The following is a 15,900-nucleotide window of genomic DNA, read 5'->3' on the forward strand; positions in this document are numbered from 1 at the left end:
ACGTGCGCGGACCCCAGCCGCCACCCAGTTTCTTCGGACCAAACCACGGTTCATGTTCTGCCACTTCGTCCCCCCAAACAAGTTGAAATTTCGTGACGCCTGTTCGCCACGGTGCAATCGCACAGTCCCCGCGCTCGCACTCTGCGCGAGTGACACGATGAGGCCACTCTAGTGAGCGCCCTGACCTGACGACTATCCCCCGTTGTCACGTTCTGCGTGCCCCCGGCGGAAGCCCACCCACGTTCCTTTGCTATCGAAAACCTGAACCATGGTCGCCTTCGGTTCCTCCGAGCTGTGCGCTCGTGGCGAGCCGCCCGGTCTGCGCATGTCTGATGCACTTAGCTGTTGAGCGTGACGCACACACTCATCCTTGGCGGGACGGCCTGGCTCGGCCGCGAGATCGCCCAGCAGCTGGTTGAGGCGGGCGAGGACGTCACCTGCCTGGCGCGCGGCGAGTCGGGATCGGTAGCCACGGGCGCGACCCTCGTGCGCACGGACCGGCGAGCGTCGGACGCTTACGATGCAGTCAGGAATCGCACCTGGGATGACGTCATCGAGCTCAGCTGCGAAGCCGGCCTCGTAAACGGGGCGTTGGTGGCTCTGGCCGGCACCACCCCGCATTGGACGCTGGTATCTTCCGTCTCCGTGTATGCAAGCAACAGTGAAGCGGATGCCGATGAAGACGCCGATCTCGCCGAACCAACCGACCCGGCTGAGTACGCCCACGCCAAGGTCGCCGCCGAACGGGTCACATCCCGGGCCGTCGGCGACCGTCTCCTCATCGCCAGACCCGGTCTCATCGTGGGGCCGGGCGACACCAGTGACAGGTTCAGCTACTGGGTGGCTCGCCTGGCCCTGGCCTCGCATGAGCCTGTTCTCGTACCCGATGCTCATGGCCGTGCCGCGCAGTTCATCGACGTCAGGGACCTCGCTGCGTGGATCATCGCTGCCGGTCACCTCGGTCTCACGGGCACCTACAACGCTGTCGGCGTCCAACGGGAGCTCGCAGACGTTCTTGCTGCCGCGCAGCAGGTCGCAAGCCACGATGGCGAACTCATCTCGGCGGACGACGACTGGCTGGTCGCACACGGAGTCAACTATTGGGCTGGGCCCCGCTCCCTGCCCCTTTGGCTTCCCCGCAGCGCGGATGCGTTCTTCCAACGCAGCCGCCAACGGTTCCTCGAATCCGGGGCGATGGAACGAAGCATCCACGAGACCGTGCACGATGTACTCGCAGACGAACGAATTCGCGGCCTGGGCCGAGAGCGACGAGCGGGACTCAGCCGAGAAGACGAACTCCGCCTTATCGGCGAACTCAGCGAATGATGAACGAATAGGTCGGGTCCGAAGGCGGTCCGGCGCTGTCGCTATACTCGCGGCATGCGGATCCGCCCAATAGACCTCGTCGACGTGCTGGTCTATCTCGTGGTGCTGGGAATGTTCATCGAGCTGTTTCCCGACGTCATCTCCGAAAGCTTCCTGTTGGCACTGCTGACGGCGATCCTGCTCAAGGTCGTCCTTGAACTCGTGCTCTTGGTCAAGAAGAATATCGTCGCGCGGATCCGCTCGGCGGAAACTCGTTGGGTTCGAATCGTCAACGTAATCACTCTGGTGCTGCTGCTGCCGGGGAGCAAGTTCCTGGTGCTCGAACTGGTCGCCCTGGCATTTGGAGATGCCGTCCGTCTCGGCGGTTTCTTTCAAGTCACTGTGCTGATCATCGTTCTCATGCTCGCGCGAGGCGGAATACGACGGGCGTTCAGGGTGGCCGACGAGACCGCAGGGTCCGGGATCGATCCGGTTCAGTAGCATGAAACGCATGTCCATCAAGCTTGAGAATGTCGGCATCGCCGTTCGCGACCTCGAAGCAACGATCGCCTTCTTCACCGACCTCGGTCTCACGGTCATGGGCCGTGACGAAGTCAGTGGCGAGTGGACCGACACCGCCGTCGGCCTCGATGGCAACCACGCCAGAATCGCGATGCTGCAGACGCCAGACGGTCACGGGCGTCTCGAGCTCTTCGAGTACATCCATCCCGAAGCGATCGAGACGGAGCCCACTCGTCCCAACGTGATCGGCATGCATCGCATCGCCTTTTCCGTCGACAGCCTCGACGACGCCCTTGAGATAGCCGCGACGCACGGATGCTTTCCGCTTCGCGGCGTCGCGACCTATGAGGACCTCTACAAGCTCACCTATGTCCGCGGCCCCAGCGGCATCATCGTGATGCTCGCTGAGGAACTGAAAAAGAACTGAAGAAGACCTGACCGACTCACAGGGTCACGGAATCAGCCGCCACATTCAACGGCGCCGGTTCGTGCCGCAGGTAGGCGCGACGGAATCGTCCACTTCCCGCGGTCAGGGCCCGGAGATCCATCGCGTACCGCAGTAACTCCGCATCCGGAATCTCGACGGTGACCTCACTCCGTTCCTCTCCGACCGACGTGACCCCGGTCAGGTGACCCCGGCGGGTGGACAGGTCGGTCATCACCGTGCCCACATAGCTGTCCGGCACGTTGATCGTCACCGCGGAGACCGGTTCCAGCAGCTGGATCCGGCTCGCGGCTGCGGCCTCGCGCAACGCCAGCGCCCCGGCGGCCTGAAATGCGGCATCCGAGGAGTCGACGCTGTGCGCCTTGCCGCCGACCAATCTCACCCGGATGTCGACGACCGGGTATCCGGCGGAAACCCCCTTCTGCATTTGTGCCCGGACGCCTCTTTCGACCGACCCGATGTACTGGTTGGGAACCACCCCGCCGACGACCTTGTCGACGAACTCGAAGCCCGCACCGCGTTCGAGCGGTTCGACCTCGATGTCGCAAATGGCGTACTGCCCGTGCCCACCGGACTGCTTGACATACCGTCCCCGCGCGGCAATGGGCCGGGCGAACGTCTCCCGCAGCGGCGTGATGACACCGACGGTCTGCACCTTCACACCCTGGCCGCGCAGCCTGTCGAGCACGACCTCGGCGTGCGCCTCCCCCATGCACCACAGGATCAGTTGGTGGGTTTCGGCGTTCCGTTCCACGCGCAGTGTCGGGTCGACGGCGGCGACCTTCGCCAGGCTCCTCGCAAGCGCATCTTCGTCGCCGTGCGTCGCCGCCTGCACGGCGACGGGCATCAGCGGCTCCGGCATCTCCCAGGGAGTGACCAGCATCGGCCTCTCCGGCGCGGACACGGTGTCGCCGGTCTCGGCGCTCGACATCCTGGTGAGCGCGCAGATGTCACCCGCAACGCAGTACGGTGCCGGGCTGAGGGAAGACCCCATCGGGAACTGCAGGTGCGTCACTCGCTCATCACTGTCGTGGTCCGTTCGGCCCCGATCGACCAGCCCGGATCCACCGATGTGCACGGTCGAGTCCTCCCGGATCGTGCCGGAGAAGACCCGCACCAGGCAGACCCGCCCAAGGAAGGAATCGATGGTGGTGCGCACCACTCCGCCGAGCAGCGGCCCAGCGGGATCGCACGCCAGAGTCTCGATCGGCCGACCGTCCAGCTCCGCCACCGCCGGCACGCCGCGTTCCACCGGCGACGGGAAGGCCCCGGTCAACAGGTCGAGCACCTCCGCCACTCCTACCCCGGTTTCAGCGGATGCCGCCAGCACGGGAAAGAAGGACCCGCGAGCAACGGCGATTTCCACGTCCGCGATCAGGGTATCGAGAGGGATCTCTTCGCCGCCGAGATAGCGGTCCATCAGCGTCTCATCCTCGCTCTCGGCGATAATGCCCTCGATCAGGACGGCTCGCGCCGACTCGGAGTCGGCGCGTTCGACGTCGTTCGCCTGCCGACGGGCGGGACGAGGGGTGCCCGCCGAGTAGTCCGATACCGTTCCGGAGAGCAGTCCCAGCAACCCGGTGATCCCCCCGGCTGTGTGGATCGGCACGTAGACCGGCACCACCGAGGAGCCGAAGGCGCGCTGGAGCTCGGTCAGAACCGTCTCGTAGCGGGCCCGCGGATGATCGATCCGGCTGATCACGACGCCGCGCGGCATTCCGATGCTCTCGCATTCCGCCCAGAGTGCGGATGTGGCCGCGTCGACACCGTCAACGGCGGAGACGACGAACAGCGCAGCATCCGCCGCCCGGAGGCCGGCTCGCAGTTCGCCGACAAAATCGGCGTAGCCCGGGGTATCGAGCAGATTCACCTTCACCTGGTCGACAACCAGCGGAAGCACCGAGAGCGTCACGGAACGTTGCTGGTGGATCTCGGACGAATCGGAATCACTCACCGTCGTGCCGTCGAGGATCGACCCCATCCGGTTGATGGTGCCGGTGGCCACAAGGAGCGCTTCGGAGAGCATCGTCTTACCAGCCCCCGAGCGGCCGACCAGGGCAACGTTTCGGATCTTCTCCGGACGATCCGGTGGTGCCGTCGTCCCGTTGGACGAGCCGTGTGTGCCTTTTCCGGACATGAGCAGCTCCTGACGTCATTGTCTCGACTTTCCCGCACCGTTGTAGTCGATTTGACACCCGAGCAGGACCGGACGGCAAGGGCCGGGGCGGTCGCGTTCCCGGGAGTGATCACACGCGCGTCGCTGCGGTACCGGCGTTGTAGGTGATGGCGTCGAGGTTGTATTCGAGGTAGACGAACTCGCCCGGCGGGGCGGTTGGATGCCAGCGGCCTTCACCATGGGCGGCGAGTCGGCGGGAGCCGAACGCACGATAGTCCCGTACCGGCGTCGACCACGGTTGCGGCGTGAAGGTCGAGCCATCGTGCGAGGTGCTCATCCGGTCGTCCGAGCGGAAGTCGACGAGATCGCCGTCGCGAAAGGTCAGGTCGGCGCTCACGGTCTGCGCACCGTTCGTGAATACGCCCCTGGCATGAGTGTCGTCGATCTGCTGCCAGGCAATCGGCGCGTCGATGAGTGCCGCCGGGGCCAGAATGCACAGGTCGTTGAACAGGGTCACGGTCTCCGCCCGGTCCATCTCAGGCCCAGCGGCGTTCATCATCCGCAGCAGGGAGCACAGCTTGACGCGCATCGTGGCGGACCGGCCGACGAACACGTGCAGTACGTCGACCGGCAGGCCGAACATCGTGGCGTCCATCCAGAACAATCGACTGGGCGTTGGGCCGCACGTGTTCACCTGCTCGCCGGTGTAGGTCATCCACCGTGATGTCGCGCTTGCGCGGATCCGGCCGTGGATCGTGGCACGCAGGGTCGAAACCCGGGGCTGGCCGACAGCGCCGGAGCGGCGAATATGCTCGGCGACCAGTGCCGGGAGATGAGCCAGGTCGGATTCCGACACCAGCGCGCCCGTGTCGGGTTCGGATTCATGCAGCGCGGTTGCGACACGACGCCGGTACTCGGCACGGTAGCTTCTCGGTCCGTTCGACGCGAACTCGTAGCCGAGCGCCGCGAGCAGCACGAGGTTGGCGAGGGTTCCCGCCTTGGCGTCGCTCCACGAAGTCGGTATCACGGTCTGGGAGATCAGCAGGCCGATGATTCCGGCGACCCACCACATCCGTGCGCGGGCCGCGAACAGCACCCCTGTCGCGACGAGCATGATCGCGGCGGCGAGCCACACCACGCCGAGCGCCGGCGCGATCGGCTCGGTCAGCGTCGCCACCTCGGCCCAGGCAAGACCGTGGGCAGCGCCGAGGAGGTGGAGCGATCCGTGTGCAATCAGGATCAGGACGACGAACCACCGCGCGAGGGTCCTCACGGGAGCACCGCCCGCACTCGGTAAACGGGAAGGGGGTCTACACGAGTGCGCAGACATCGAGTGGTCGAGTTGCTGGTCATTCGCCGGGGCCCATCCCAAAGCGGGCGAGCACCAGATCGACGGCCGCGCGCGCGTAGCCGGGTTCGATCGGCGCACCCGTGATCAAAAGGCTGAAATACAACGGCCCGGCAAGCGAGTTGAGCACGAAGTCGGTGTCCGTATCGGCGGCGAGCTCGCCGGAGGCGATTCCGCGCTCGACGGCAGAGCGCCAATCGAGTTGGTTGGGCTCGATGATCAGCTCGCGATAACTGGTGGCGAGCACGGGGTCGGCGGCCATCTCTGCCACCAGGCCGGGCAGAACGCGCCCCAGCGGAGTCCGGGTCAGGATGTCGATGAGCTGTTCGGTCAAGAAGAGCAGGTCGCCGGCGGCGTTGCCGGTCGCGCTGCTCCGTGCCGGACGCATTTGGGTCACCATCGCCTCGACGACGAGCTGCGACTTCTGCGACCACCGTCGATAGATGGCGGGCTTACTCACGCCGGCCTGCCGGGCGACCTCCGCCACGGTCAGGCGGGCATAGCCGACCTCAGCGAGCAATTCGATCGTGGCTCGCAGAATCGACCTGTCCGTGCCCGGATCGCGTGGGCGGCCCACATCGCTGCCCCGACCGCCGGGCCGGCGCGGCGCCATCGGTGACTCGGACACCAGAACCGCCTTCCCTTTTACGTTCCTATTAGTAACGTAACTGAAGTCGTCGAGTTACGCAACGAGGCGTTACGGAACCGCCTCGCGCTTACCTGTAACCTCATCCCCAAGCCGGCCGGCCCCCTGGGGGTTCTTGACACGGTGGCGATTGGCCTGCATGGTGCTCGATGAGGCGGCTCAGCGCCGCGACGGAAGGAGTTCTCGTGACCGGTCGCATCCACATCGACCTGTTCTCCACGCTCGACGGAGTCTCCCAGGCTCCCGGGGGCCCCGAAGAAGACACCGACGGCGGGTTCAGGTTCGGAGGCTGGCAGGCGCCCCTGATCGACGAAGCAGACGGTGCCCAGATAATGGCAGGAATCCAGACCATGGACGCCCTGCTTCTGGGGCGGCGGACGTATGACATTTTCGCCGGGTATTGGCCAGACCAGCTCGACGGGTCCGCGTCCGAAATCGCACGCAAATTCGACGCGATCCCCAAATACGTCGTGTCCCGGGGCACGCCGGACCTCACGTGGCGCGACTCGCACCTGCTCGGTCGCGACCTCGCCGCTGAGCTGGCGGTGTTGCGCGAGCGGCATGAGGAGATCCACGTGATCGGCAGCATCGACTTCGCCCGCACTCTCGTCGCGGACGGCTTGTTCGACCAGCTGAACCTCTGGGTGTACCCGATCGTGCTGGGTGCGGGCAAGCGCCTCTTCCCACCCGACGGGCCGCCTGCGTCCCTCGAACTACTCGGCGCCGGAACCCCGTCCAAGGCAGGCACGATTCTCCTGCGCTACGGCTGGAAGGGTTCGACCCCGGAGACCGGCGACATGACCTGAGAAGACTGCTGTCAGATTCACGACCTCGCGCGGAGCCCGACCCGACTGTCGGTGGCCCGGTAGACACTGGACACATGAAGATCGTCATGGTTCCGCCATTGCTCTGCTCTCCCCTCGCTTACGCACCGGTGATCAATACGGTCTGGTCGCGCGGTCAGGTCACCCTGGCCGATACCCGTCACGACGATACGATCGCTGCCATGGCGGAACGAATCCTCCGCGAGAACGCCGGTGAAATCGCTGTTCTCGGAACAAGCATGGGAGGGTACGTCGCCTTGGAAGTGGTCCGGCAGGCACCCGACCGGGTCACTGCCCTCGCCCTTGTGAGCACGACCGCCCGAGCCGACACCCCGGAGCAGATCACCGCGCGGTCCCGGCAGTCCACACTCGTCGAGAACGGACATTTCGACGCTCTCGTCGACGCCGCCTTCCCCGGTGTCGTCTCAGCAGACAACGAGTCTGACGAAACGCTGCTGGCGACGTGGCGAGCCATGACGGCGCCCGTCGGCCCGGCCGCTTTCCTTCGCCAGCAGCGTGCCGTCGTTCAGCGCGCTGACCTCCGCTCGATACTGCCGTCCATAACCTGTCCCACGGCGATCATCCATGGAGCCGCGGATCGTCTGATCGCCCGCGACGCTGCCGAAGAGACCGCCGCCGCAATGCCTGCAGCCACAGTCACCATCATCGAGGGCGCCGGTCACTTGCTCTTTCATGAACAGCCAGCAGCAGCACGGAACGCCGTAGCCGCCTGGCTCGAGTCAGTGTGAAGCAGCCGTAACCGTCCTCGAACCGTTGCGAGCGGCACACGCTGGCCCGATGAGCCACGGAATGCACGGAATGCACGGAGGCTAGCGCGGGGCGAGCCTCCGGTGCAGGCTGAGCGCATGGGCAATCCCGTCGTGCACTTCGAACTCATCGGTCCCGACCCGGCCAGGTTGCGTGAATTCTATTCGGCGCTGTTCGGCTGGGATGCACCCGCGGGCGCCCCGGTGGCACCCGCGATTTCCGCATCCGCTGAATACTCGTTCATCACCCCGGAACCCGGCTGGGCACCGGCAGCCGGCGGAATCGGCGGGGGCGAGGGATTCGCCCCGCACTCGATCTTCTACGTCGGCGTCGCGAGCGTGAGCGACACGCTCGAGGCCGCCCAGCAGTTGGGTGGAACCGTCGCTCTCGGGCCGCAACGCAATGAGGGTGCTGGAATCACCATCGGACACCTCCGGGACCCCGCCGGAAACCTCATCGGCGTCGCCGGCCCCGCTTGACCGATCCTGACGTTGCTGGGGATACACCTTCTGGCGCGGAGACCTAGCGGGTCTCGTCCCAGCCGCGCGTCCCCGCGTCAGAGCCTTCGCAATCTTCGATCGTCCGGAGTATCCAGGCTCCGGCGATCAGAAGCACGCCAAGTGGAAGCAGAAGGTCGCTCAGCGGTCCGCCCAGGTAGACGACGAAGTCTCTCAGGAAGGTCGAATCTCCCTGAATCGTCTGGGTCCACGTCGAGATGTTCAGCTGGACGACAAAGCCGATCGCCGCGAGCACGAGTCCGAGAATGAGTGCGGCGCGAGACGTGAGCCGCAGCGGCCAGGTCGGCGCATCTTCCGCGGCTTCCAGTGGATCCCTGATGGTGACCACTGCTTTGTCCGCCAAAGCGCGCACGACCACGGACGCGACCATCAGGGCCATCCCTAACGGCAGCAGAACGCCGGGGAACAGCACTCCCACGAGCCGCACCAGATCACTCGACAGCCAGTCCGGGTTCACGGCGCCGAACAGAGACGTGTACAGCAACCTGACTGCGACAAGTCCGAGAACGGTCAGAACCAGACCGATCCAGAATCCGCGGGCGGGAGTCAGGGTGCGGGCCATCCTCGATCCCTTCACAGGCCTCTCTGGCCTTTTTCGACATCCGCCTGGAACTGCGCGAACGCCTTCGACAGCTCGGGATTCGAACCCCTAAGCTCGCGAGCCGCCGCCCTGGCACGCGGCCGGGCAGAGAGGAGGTAGAACGAGGCAAGAACGATGACCGCCAGCACCAGTCCCCCACCCGCTATCAGCACAATCATCAAGCCACCTGCAGTCATGAAGAATCCTTCCCCGATTCCGAAACCACTGTCCGCCAAGCATCACACGAATCGCCGGTCAATGCCGCTTTATTCTGAGGGCGTGAATACCCGGTCAGACCAGGGCGGATGGCGTCTCTGCCTGGCGGACGAGGGAAGCCAGCTCGGCGCGGTTCACTGCCCCCATCTTGCGCAGCACGTTCGCGACGTGGAACTTGACCGTGTTCTCGCTGATCGACAGGGCCTCCGCGATCGCACGGTTCCGCGCCCCGGTTGCCACGAGGTCGAGCACGGCCTGCTCACGTACTGTCAGGCCCCATCCGGCCGCCGGCGCAGTGGCTGACGAGGGTGGGTCGAGGGGTAGAGAGACGACAATGTCCGAGCCCCACCCCGGCGTGGCATCCACGTGGAAGTCGCCGTCGAGTGCCGCCACCCGGGCGACGAGTTGGCGTACGCTGGGCGTCTCAGTGGACAAGTCACCCGGACCGTCATCGCGAATGTTGATCAGCAGGTTGTGGCCGTCGCAGTCCCACTGCACCCGCACTCGGGCGACCCCGGGCTGATCGACCAGGGCGAGGACGGCACCGCGCACGATCGCACGTCCGGCGTGGGCGACCTCGCCCGGCAACGCGCGGCCGTTGACGGGCGGTTCGATGAACTGCACGTCGAGGTCCCCGAAGCGGGCCAGGGGCCTCAGGTCATTTCGGAGCCGCTCGAACGCCCGGGCGACCGGCTCCTCGGACAGGATGCGGTCGCGGTCGCTCACCGCGCGCAGCTGCACCATGGCGGCGACGGCCAGGTCGATCGCCGTCTGCCGCGCGGCCGCGTCTCCGGTCTGGCGCGAACGCAGAACCGCGAGCAGCAGCTCCAAAGTCGTGGAGTTGGCATCCGTCAATTCGGCGATGAGCGTGGCCCGGTCACGCGACGCCATCCGCGAATCGCGCAGGTAGTCCGGCGCGGCCACGACGACCTGGTTGCGGATCCCCGACGCGACCAGTTCCCAGAGTGCGTCGACGAGGTCCCTCGTTTCACGAACTCCCCTCGGGGTCGCCCCGGTCAGGTCGGGATCGGTCAGGACCAGAAGGGCACCTGTCGAAGCGATCCAGGCCGACATCGTTCGCCCCGACCGGGCCAGCATCGCCCGTTCGGTCCATATCGATCCGCCTCGCGCCGCAACGGTATCGCGGAGAATGTCGAGTTCCGCGATGGTGACGTGGTCGATGACCTCCGCCTGGCCGGCTTTCTTCTGTGGGCGCCCCGTGCAGTCCTCGGTGAAGATCACCAGGGCTCCGTGCGGGATGCGCTGCTGCAGCAGGGCGGAGAAGGCCCCCGCAATGCCGAGCAGCGGGCTCGCGAGTACCTGCCGGAGCTCGATGAGCAACTCGATCGAAGGGGACCTACTCGCTTCTGACATAGATCAACCCTACTCAAAGTGCGGCAACCTACCCGAAGGAGTAGTCACATCCGCTCGTTCGGGTGGCCTGAGACGCGAACGGTGCAGCGCACGATCGAGAGATGACACCTTCCACTTCATTCGCTCGTACCACCGACTCATTGCGCCGGATTTCCGGCGAAGTCGACGGCATCGTGAAGCGGATCGTCACGGAGTCCCCTGGCGATCTCGACCGGGCCGCGGAGCGGATCCGCACCGCCCGTCGGGTCTTCGTGCTCGGTGCCGGGCGCTCGGGCCTGGCCCTGCAGATGACGGCAATGCGCCTGATGCACCTGGGCCTGGATGCGCACGTGGTCGGCGAGGCGACCAGCCCGGCGATCACTGGCCAGGACGTGCTCCTGGTCGCAAGCGGCTCGGGAACGACGGCCGGAATCGTCCGCGCCGCTTCCACCGCGGCAGGCGTCGGAGCGGGCGTCGTCGCCATCACAACGGACCGGACCTCTCCTCTCGGGGAACTCGCGGACGTGATCGTCGTGATCCCGGCCGCAACGAAACAGGACCACGCCGGTGTTCTCTCTACCCAGTACTCCGGAGGACTGTTCGAGCAGTCGCTGGTCCTCGTCGGAGACGCGCTCTTCGACGCGCTTTGGAAGATGTCGGGCGCCACGGCGGAAGAGCTCTGGCCCCGGCACGCGAACCTCGAATAACACCCACCGAATGCCTCCCTGGGCCGCGACCGCGGTGCACCAGGAAGAACCCAGCACAACCGAAGTAAGGAATCAGTAATGAAACTGCAGGTCGCCATGGACGTCACCACTCTCGACGCCGCCATCACCCTCGCCGCCCAGGTCGCGCCGCACGTCGACATCATCGAACTCGGCACCCCGCTCATCAAGAGCGAAGGGTTGCGCGCCGTCACCGCCATCAAGAACGCGCACCCCGACAAGCTCGTGTTCGCCGATCTGAAGACGATGGATGCCGGCGAGCTCGAGGCCGACCTGGCCTTCACCGCGGGAGCGGACTACGTGACCGTGCTCGGCACCGCCGGAGACAGCACGATCGTCGGTGCGGTCAAGGCCGCCACCGCTCACGGCAAGGGCATCGTCGTCGACCTGATCGGTGTGGCCGACAAGGTCACCAGGGCCCGTGAGGTCACCGGCCTCGGAGCGGTCTTCGTTGAGATGCACGCCGGTCTCGACGAGCAGGCGGAGCCTGGCTTCACCTTCCAGACCCTCCTCAACGACGGCGAGACCGCGAAGGTTCCCTTCTCCGTCGCAGGTGGCGTGAACCTGTCCACGATTCGGGGAGTCCAGCGCGCGGGCGCCACCGTTGCGGTCGCCGGGGGCGCCATCTACGGCGCCGCCGACCCCGCCGCCTCGGCCGCGGAGCTGCGCGCCGCGATCATCTAGGAGTCAGGCGAGCCACCGAGGGTTCATGCAGCCAGCGGTGGCAGCATGGGGCGAACGACGCGGTCACCACCGCATTCACGACAGAAGGAAGCCCAATGACGATCATCAAGATCAACGCGATTACTGTCCCAGCCGACAACGGCGATGAGCTGGCTCGCCGGTTCGCCGCCCGCGCAGGGGCCGTCGACGACGCCCCGGGCTTCGAAGGCTTCGAACTGCTGCAGCCGACCGACGATCGCACCACCTGGCTGGTCATCACGCGCTGGGCCGACGAGGAGTCCTTCCAGGCGTGGTCCACGTCGCCAGCCTTCGCGCACGGGCACCGCAGCGAGGCCCCGCAGGACGGGAAGCCCGCTGCGCGCCCGGTCGGTGTGAGCAGCGAGCTGTGGTCATACACCGTTGCCGGTGGTTCAGCCAACTGAGACGAGGGCCTCCGTCAGGAACCGCGACACGTCGTCGAGTTCTTCTGCGGAGATCGAGTGCGGCAGACCGGCATAGACCTTCTCGGTCAGGGTGCTGTGGCCGGGCAGCCAGGCGCTCGCCCGTGCTGTCGTCTCCGCGGAGATGACCCGGTCGGCATCTCCGTGGCCGAAGAACACCGGCGTGCGTGTAGCCGCAAGGACCTCATCGCCTGGGAGCGTGGCATCGAGGGTGAATCCCGAGAGGACGACCCCGGCGGGGAATCGCCCGGGAGCCTGGCGGAGAAGCTGGGTGACCATGAGGCCGCCCTGCGAGAAGCCGAGGGGAACGACGGGCGTGCCCGGGTGCACGTGGGCGTCCAGCCACGCGAGTACGGCATCCGCTGCCTCGATGACGGACTCTGCGCCCGGGCGCCCCGGCACAGTGATCGGGAACCAGGCGAACCCGCCGGTCGGCAGACCGAGCGGCGCACGCAGCGACACCCAGTCGAACGCGTCGGGCAGGTAGGCGGCGAGGCTCGGCAGGTCGCCTTCGTGCGAACCGTAACCATGCAGAAGCAGCAGGAGCGGGCGGGTCGACGGGAGCGCGGGGTCGACGCCGTCGCGGCGGGCCGTGATCTCGATGGCGGGCTCACGCCGAGGCCTCGCCGACGGTCAGGGTGACGCGGGTCTTCCAGGGGTCGTCGACGCGGATGCTGGTGCCGTCGTCGTGAAGCGGAATCGCGCGGTGGCGGAGTCGTTCGGCCACAGCATCGAGATCAGCGCGGCCGGGAACGGTGATCGCCACGTCGGCGAGGCCGAGGGTCGCGGCACGCGGACCGACGCCGCGGCTGTTCCAGACATTCATCGCCATGTGGTGGTGGTAGCCGCCGGCGCTCACGAACAGCGCGCCGGGGAAGTCGAGGGTCGTTTCGAAGCCGAGGGCGTCGACGTAGAAGCGCCGGGCCATCTCGAGGTCACCGACCTGGAGGTGAACATGGCCGACCTTGGCCGGACCGACGGCGGCTTCTCCCCCATCGGCGGGCAGATTCTTCTGCAGGAAGGCGCTCGGGTCGAGCGCAAGCGTGTCCATCTGGACCTGGCCGTTCTTGTAGACCCACTCCGACCGGTCCCTGTCGACGTAGAGCTCGATCCCGTTACCCTCAGGGTCGGTGAAGTAGAAGGCATTGCTGACGATGTGGTCGGCACTGCCGACGAAGCTCGAACGCTGGTCACGGGCGGCCTGGAGCACGGTCGCGGCCAGGCCGGCGCTCGTGTCGAACAGGATGGCGGTGTGGAAGAGTCCGGCCTGGCTGCGGGCGGGAACCGGCAGGCCAGGGGTGTGCTCGAGCACAACGAGCGGGGTCGTGCCGCGACCGAGCACGACGGTGGTGCCCTGTGCGCTGATCGGGTCGAGCGCCAACGCCTCGCGATAGTAGGAGGACATCAACGCGAGGTCGCCGACGCGCAGCGTGACGGCATCCATGCCTGTCGTCGCCGCGAGGAGGTCGCCTGTGGCGGCGCGGGATCCGGTGAGGTCAGTGGTCAGTGTCATGTTCGTCTCCTGCGGTCGCGTCGGGCTCACAAGTCATGCCCAACCCGCTTAGTTGAACCGACAACCAATACTCTAGCAGCATTACTTGAAGCGTCAAGTAAACTTTCCCGGCCACTCAGGAGACTCTCGAATTTGCGCTCAGCATCATATTTAAGTCTGCAAATTAAAGCTCGATAGCCCAAATAAAGTGAGCAGATCTCGCATTAGTGTTCGATTCGGGGTAGAATCGGGGTATGGCAGGAGCTTCGGATCCCCAGTCACACACCCCGCAGACACCCGGTTCCGGGGCTGCGGGTGATCAGCCCACCGCAGGAGTCAAGTCGGCCCATCCGGTCGCGGTTGTCGAGGGCGCGGAGGGTTTGGCCGGGTCGGTGCATGCGGATGCTGTCGCCCGGCTCGCCGAGGCCCAGGCGGTTCTCGCCGAGGCCCTGGCCGCCATTCCGGTCGGGCTGCTCAGTGACACAGAAGCGGTCACGGCGCTGAGCACCGTGGAGGCGATCGGGCGCACGGTGGATGCGGCCCGGGTGAGCACGGCGACGGATGTGGACCGGAGGGCCCGGGTCCTCGGCCGGGAGGGTCTGGCCTGGCGGATGGGCTGCACGGGCCCGTGGGATGTCCTCACCCGGGTGACGCGGGTGTCGGCCCGGGAAGTGAAGCGGCGCACGAAGCTTGGCGACGCGGTGTTGCCGCGGCCGTGCGGCGGGAGCAGCTGGTTGCCGCCCTTGTTCCCGACGGTCGGGGCCGCCCTGGCAGCGGGGGAGATCGGGGTGGAGACGGCGGAGTTGATCGTGGCCGGGTTGCAGGTGATCAGTCACCGGCTGGCGCCGGATGACCTACTCACGGCGGAGCGGGCCCTGGTCGCGTCGGCGGCGGGCCTGATCACCCCGGAGACGGAGAACCTGGCCGGGGCGGGTGTCCCGGTGACGACGGACCTGATCCGGGGCATGGTCGCGCAGTGGCAGGCGGCCCTGGACCCCGACGGGGTCCTCCCAACCGAGGACCTGTTCGAAGCGAAGTCCAACATCGGCTTCGGCCAACTCAAGAACGGGCTCTACCCCGTCAAGGGCGGAGTCACGCCGGAACTGTTCGGGGTGATGAACACCCTCTTCGACGCCTTCCTCAGCTTCCACACCCGCCCGGCGTTCCCCACCGCCGAGGAACAGGCGCTGATGGATTCGGGGCAGATGATCCCCGGCGCCGAGACCGCGGGTACCGACGCCGACACGGGCCCGGATCTGGACGTGATCGAGGCAGAGCTCCGGGAGCGCCGCGCGGATACCCGCACGGGCGGGGAGAAACGCGCCGACATCCTCCGGGCGTTGTTCGAACACGCCGCCCGCGACACGGACACCCCGTCGATGGGCGGGTCGGCGCCGACGGTGATGGTGCACGTGAACGCCGCCGACCTCGCCTCCGGGATCGGCGTCGGGTGGATCGACGGGGTCGAGGCCCCCGTGTCGTTGAAGACGGTGCATCAGCGCATCTGTGATGGCGGCTTCCAAGGGGTCCTGTTCGGCGAGCACAACGAGGTGCTCAAGCTGGGTCCGGAGCGGCGGTACTTCAACCGGTCGCAGCGCCGGGCGATTACCGCCCGGGACGGCGGGTGCATCATTCCCGGGTGCAAGGCGCCGGCGCACTGGGCCGAAGTGCACCATGTGAAGCCGTGGGCGAAGGACGGGCCCACGACCGTCGACAACGGTGTCCTACTGTGCTGGTTCCACCACCACAGCATCGATACCTCCGGGTGGGAGATCCGCATGGTGAAAGGCTCACCACAAGTCCGGGCCCCGGGGCTGATCGACCCACTACGACTCTGGCGGCCGCCGAACAGGCACCGCGCCCACCAGGTACTCACCGGACCACCCAACCGCGAATGAACACGTGATTCACCGGACCG

The 15,900-nt window shown here is 66.5% G+C and carries 18 protein-coding genes; 10 read left to right on the forward strand and 8 right to left on the reverse strand.

The window, feature by feature from the left end; all coding sequences use genetic code 11:
- The first annotated feature begins 351 nt into the window (after window positions 1–351).
- From E3O39_RS00495 to E3O39_RS00505, 3 genes are read left to right on the forward strand one after another with little or no spacing between them, the layout of a single operon-like run.
- On the forward strand, window positions 352–1,326 hold the full coding sequence (locus tag E3O39_RS00495; protein ID WP_134447151.1) for an NAD-dependent epimerase/dehydratase family protein: 975 nt from the start codon (window positions 352–354) through the stop codon (window positions 1,324–1,326).
- Window positions 1,327–1,380: 54 nt separating this feature from the next.
- A complete protein-coding gene (locus E3O39_RS00500) occupies window positions 1,381–1,806 on the forward strand; it encodes a hypothetical protein (protein ID WP_134447153.1) in 426 nt (141 codons plus the stop codon).
- Between the two features lie 10 nt (window positions 1,807–1,816).
- Window positions 1,817–2,254 carry a VOC family protein gene (locus E3O39_RS00505; protein ID WP_134447155.1) on the forward strand — a complete coding sequence of 146 codons (438 nt, stop codon included), beginning with the start codon at window positions 1,817–1,819 and terminating at the stop codon, window positions 2,252–2,254.
- Between the two features lie 16 nt (window positions 2,255–2,270).
- On the opposite strand, the gene E3O39_RS00510 is transcribed toward E3O39_RS00505, so the two are convergent.
- The 3 genes from E3O39_RS00510 to E3O39_RS00520 all read right to left on the reverse strand — a co-directional run bounded on the left by E3O39_RS00510 (window position 2,271) and on the right by E3O39_RS00520 (window position 6,364).
- The gene (locus tag E3O39_RS00510; RefSeq protein WP_134447157.1) at window positions 2,271–4,409 is read right to left on the reverse strand and encodes an elongation factor G-like protein EF-G2; all 2,139 of its coding nucleotides are present in this window, start codon (window positions 4,407–4,409) and stop codon (window positions 2,271–2,273) included.
- A 109-nt stretch (window positions 4,410–4,518) separates the two neighbouring features.
- Complete coding sequence (locus E3O39_RS00515; RefSeq protein WP_134447159.1) at window positions 4,519–5,661, reverse strand: DUF6544 family protein; 1,143 nt, start codon at window positions 5,659–5,661, stop codon at window positions 4,519–4,521.
- A gap of 76 nt (window positions 5,662–5,737) precedes the next feature.
- On the reverse strand, window positions 5,738–6,364 hold the full coding sequence (locus tag E3O39_RS00520) for a TetR/AcrR family transcriptional regulator (RefSeq protein WP_134447161.1): 627 nt from the start codon (window positions 6,362–6,364) through the stop codon (window positions 5,738–5,740).
- A 203-nt stretch (window positions 6,365–6,567) separates the two neighbouring features.
- Here E3O39_RS00520 and E3O39_RS00525 point away from each other — a divergent pair, with 203 nt between their 5' ends.
- The 3 genes from E3O39_RS00525 to E3O39_RS00535 all read left to right on the forward strand — a co-directional run bounded on the left by E3O39_RS00525 (window position 6,568) and on the right by E3O39_RS00535 (window position 8,453).
- A complete protein-coding gene (locus tag E3O39_RS00525) occupies window positions 6,568–7,188 on the forward strand; it encodes a dihydrofolate reductase family protein (protein WP_241984921.1) in 621 nt (206 codons plus the stop codon).
- A gap of 74 nt (window positions 7,189–7,262) precedes the next feature.
- Window positions 7,263–7,955 (forward strand): alpha/beta fold hydrolase, encoded by a 693-nt coding sequence (locus E3O39_RS00530; RefSeq protein WP_134447165.1) that lies wholly within the window; start codon window positions 7,263–7,265, stop codon window positions 7,953–7,955.
- Between the two features lie 117 nt (window positions 7,956–8,072).
- Window positions 8,073–8,453, forward strand: coding sequence for a VOC family protein (locus E3O39_RS00535; RefSeq protein ID WP_134447167.1), 381 nt, complete (start codon window positions 8,073–8,075; stop codon window positions 8,451–8,453).
- Between the two features lie 43 nt (window positions 8,454–8,496).
- Here the strand turns inward: E3O39_RS00535 and E3O39_RS00540 are convergent, their stop codons facing one another.
- The 3 genes from E3O39_RS00540 to E3O39_RS00550 all read right to left on the reverse strand — a co-directional run bounded on the left by E3O39_RS00540 (window position 8,497) and on the right by E3O39_RS00550 (window position 10,662).
- Window positions 8,497–9,054 (reverse strand): hypothetical protein, encoded by a 558-nt coding sequence (locus E3O39_RS00540; RefSeq protein WP_134447169.1) that lies wholly within the window; start codon window positions 9,052–9,054, stop codon window positions 8,497–8,499.
- Window positions 9,055–9,065: 11 nt separating this feature from the next.
- Complete coding sequence (locus tag E3O39_RS00545; RefSeq protein WP_134447171.1) at window positions 9,066–9,269, reverse strand: hypothetical protein; 204 nt, start codon at window positions 9,267–9,269, stop codon at window positions 9,066–9,068.
- Window positions 9,270–9,363: 94 nt separating this feature from the next.
- Window positions 9,364–10,662, reverse strand: coding sequence for a LuxR C-terminal-related transcriptional regulator (locus E3O39_RS00550; protein ID WP_134447173.1), 1,299 nt, complete (start codon window positions 10,660–10,662; stop codon window positions 9,364–9,366).
- Window positions 10,663–10,763: 101 nt separating this feature from the next.
- Between E3O39_RS00550 and hxlB the strand changes: the two genes are divergently transcribed.
- The 3 genes from hxlB to E3O39_RS00565 all read left to right on the forward strand — a co-directional run bounded on the left by hxlB (window position 10,764) and on the right by E3O39_RS00565 (window position 12,472).
- Entirely contained in the window at window positions 10,764–11,348 is a 585-nt protein-coding gene (gene hxlB / locus E3O39_RS00555; RefSeq protein WP_134447175.1) for a 6-phospho-3-hexuloisomerase, read from the forward strand.
- 78 nt (window positions 11,349–11,426) lie between these two features.
- Window positions 11,427–12,050, forward strand: a complete 624-nt coding sequence (hxlA, locus tag E3O39_RS00560; protein ID WP_134447177.1) for a 3-hexulose-6-phosphate synthase — start codon at window positions 11,427–11,429, stop codon at window positions 12,048–12,050.
- 95 nt (window positions 12,051–12,145) lie between these two features.
- On the forward strand, window positions 12,146–12,472 hold the full coding sequence (locus E3O39_RS00565; protein WP_134447179.1) for an antibiotic biosynthesis monooxygenase: 327 nt from the start codon (window positions 12,146–12,148) through the stop codon (window positions 12,470–12,472).
- Here the strand turns inward: E3O39_RS00565 and E3O39_RS00570 are convergent.
- Both E3O39_RS00570 and E3O39_RS00575 read right to left on the reverse strand, forming a co-directional pair.
- A complete protein-coding gene (locus E3O39_RS00570; RefSeq protein WP_134447181.1) occupies window positions 12,461–13,093 on the reverse strand; it encodes an alpha/beta hydrolase in 633 nt (210 codons plus the stop codon). The two genes, E3O39_RS00565 and E3O39_RS00570, sit on opposite strands and share 12 nt — an antisense overlap.
- A gap of 7 nt (window positions 13,094–13,100) precedes the next feature.
- Window positions 13,101–14,003, reverse strand: coding sequence for a VOC family protein (locus E3O39_RS00575; protein WP_134447183.1), 903 nt, complete (start codon window positions 14,001–14,003; stop codon window positions 13,101–13,103).
- A gap of 233 nt (window positions 14,004–14,236) precedes the next feature.
- Between E3O39_RS00575 and E3O39_RS00580 the strand changes: the two genes are divergently transcribed.
- Window positions 14,237–15,880 carry an HNH endonuclease signature motif containing protein gene (locus E3O39_RS00580; protein WP_134447185.1) on the forward strand — a complete coding sequence of 548 codons (1,644 nt, stop codon included), beginning with the start codon at window positions 14,237–14,239 and terminating at the stop codon, window positions 15,878–15,880.
- Window positions 15,881–15,900: the final 20 nt, after the last annotated feature.

Source organism: Cryobacterium sp. MDB2-A-1 (assembly GCF_004402675.1).
In the GTDB taxonomy this organism is placed as follows: Bacteria; Actinomycetota; Actinomycetes; order Actinomycetales; family Microbacteriaceae; genus Cryobacterium; species Cryobacterium glucosi.

Coding starts and splice junctions, on each gene's coding strand:
- E3O39_RS00550 (WP_134447173.1), bottom strand. CDS start 10,662: ATGTCAGAAGCGAGTAGGTCCCCTTCGATCGAGTTGCTCATCGAGCTC.
- E3O39_RS00565 (WP_134447179.1), top strand. CDS start 12,146: ATGACGATCATCAAGATCAACGCGATTACTGTCCCAGCCGACAACGGC.
- E3O39_RS00530 (WP_134447165.1), top strand. CDS start 7,263: ATGAAGATCGTCATGGTTCCGCCATTGCTCTGCTCTCCCCTCGCTTAC.
- E3O39_RS00510 (WP_134447157.1), bottom strand. CDS start 4,409: ATGTCCGGAAAAGGCACACACGGCTCGTCCAACGGGACGACGGCACCA.
- E3O39_RS00535 (WP_134447167.1), top strand. CDS start 8,073: ATGGGCAATCCCGTCGTGCACTTCGAACTCATCGGTCCCGACCCGGCC.
- E3O39_RS00545 (WP_134447171.1), bottom strand. CDS start 9,269: ATGACTGCAGGTGGCTTGATGATTGTGCTGATAGCGGGTGGGGGACTG.
- hxlB (WP_134447175.1), top strand. CDS start 10,764: ATGACACCTTCCACTTCATTCGCTCGTACCACCGACTCATTGCGCCGG.
- E3O39_RS00500 (WP_134447153.1), top strand. CDS start 1,381: ATGCGGATCCGCCCAATAGACCTCGTCGACGTGCTGGTCTATCTCGTG.
- hxlA (WP_134447177.1), top strand. CDS start 11,427: ATGAAACTGCAGGTCGCCATGGACGTCACCACTCTCGACGCCGCCATC.
- E3O39_RS00580 (WP_134447185.1), top strand. CDS start 14,237: ATGGCAGGAGCTTCGGATCCCCAGTCACACACCCCGCAGACACCCGGT.
- E3O39_RS00505 (WP_134447155.1), top strand. CDS start 1,817: ATGTCCATCAAGCTTGAGAATGTCGGCATCGCCGTTCGCGACCTCGAA.
- E3O39_RS00540 (WP_134447169.1), bottom strand. CDS start 9,054: ATGGCCCGCACCCTGACTCCCGCCCGCGGATTCTGGATCGGTCTGGTT.
- E3O39_RS00575 (WP_134447183.1), bottom strand. CDS start 14,003: ATGACACTGACCACTGACCTCACCGGATCCCGCGCCGCCACAGGCGAC.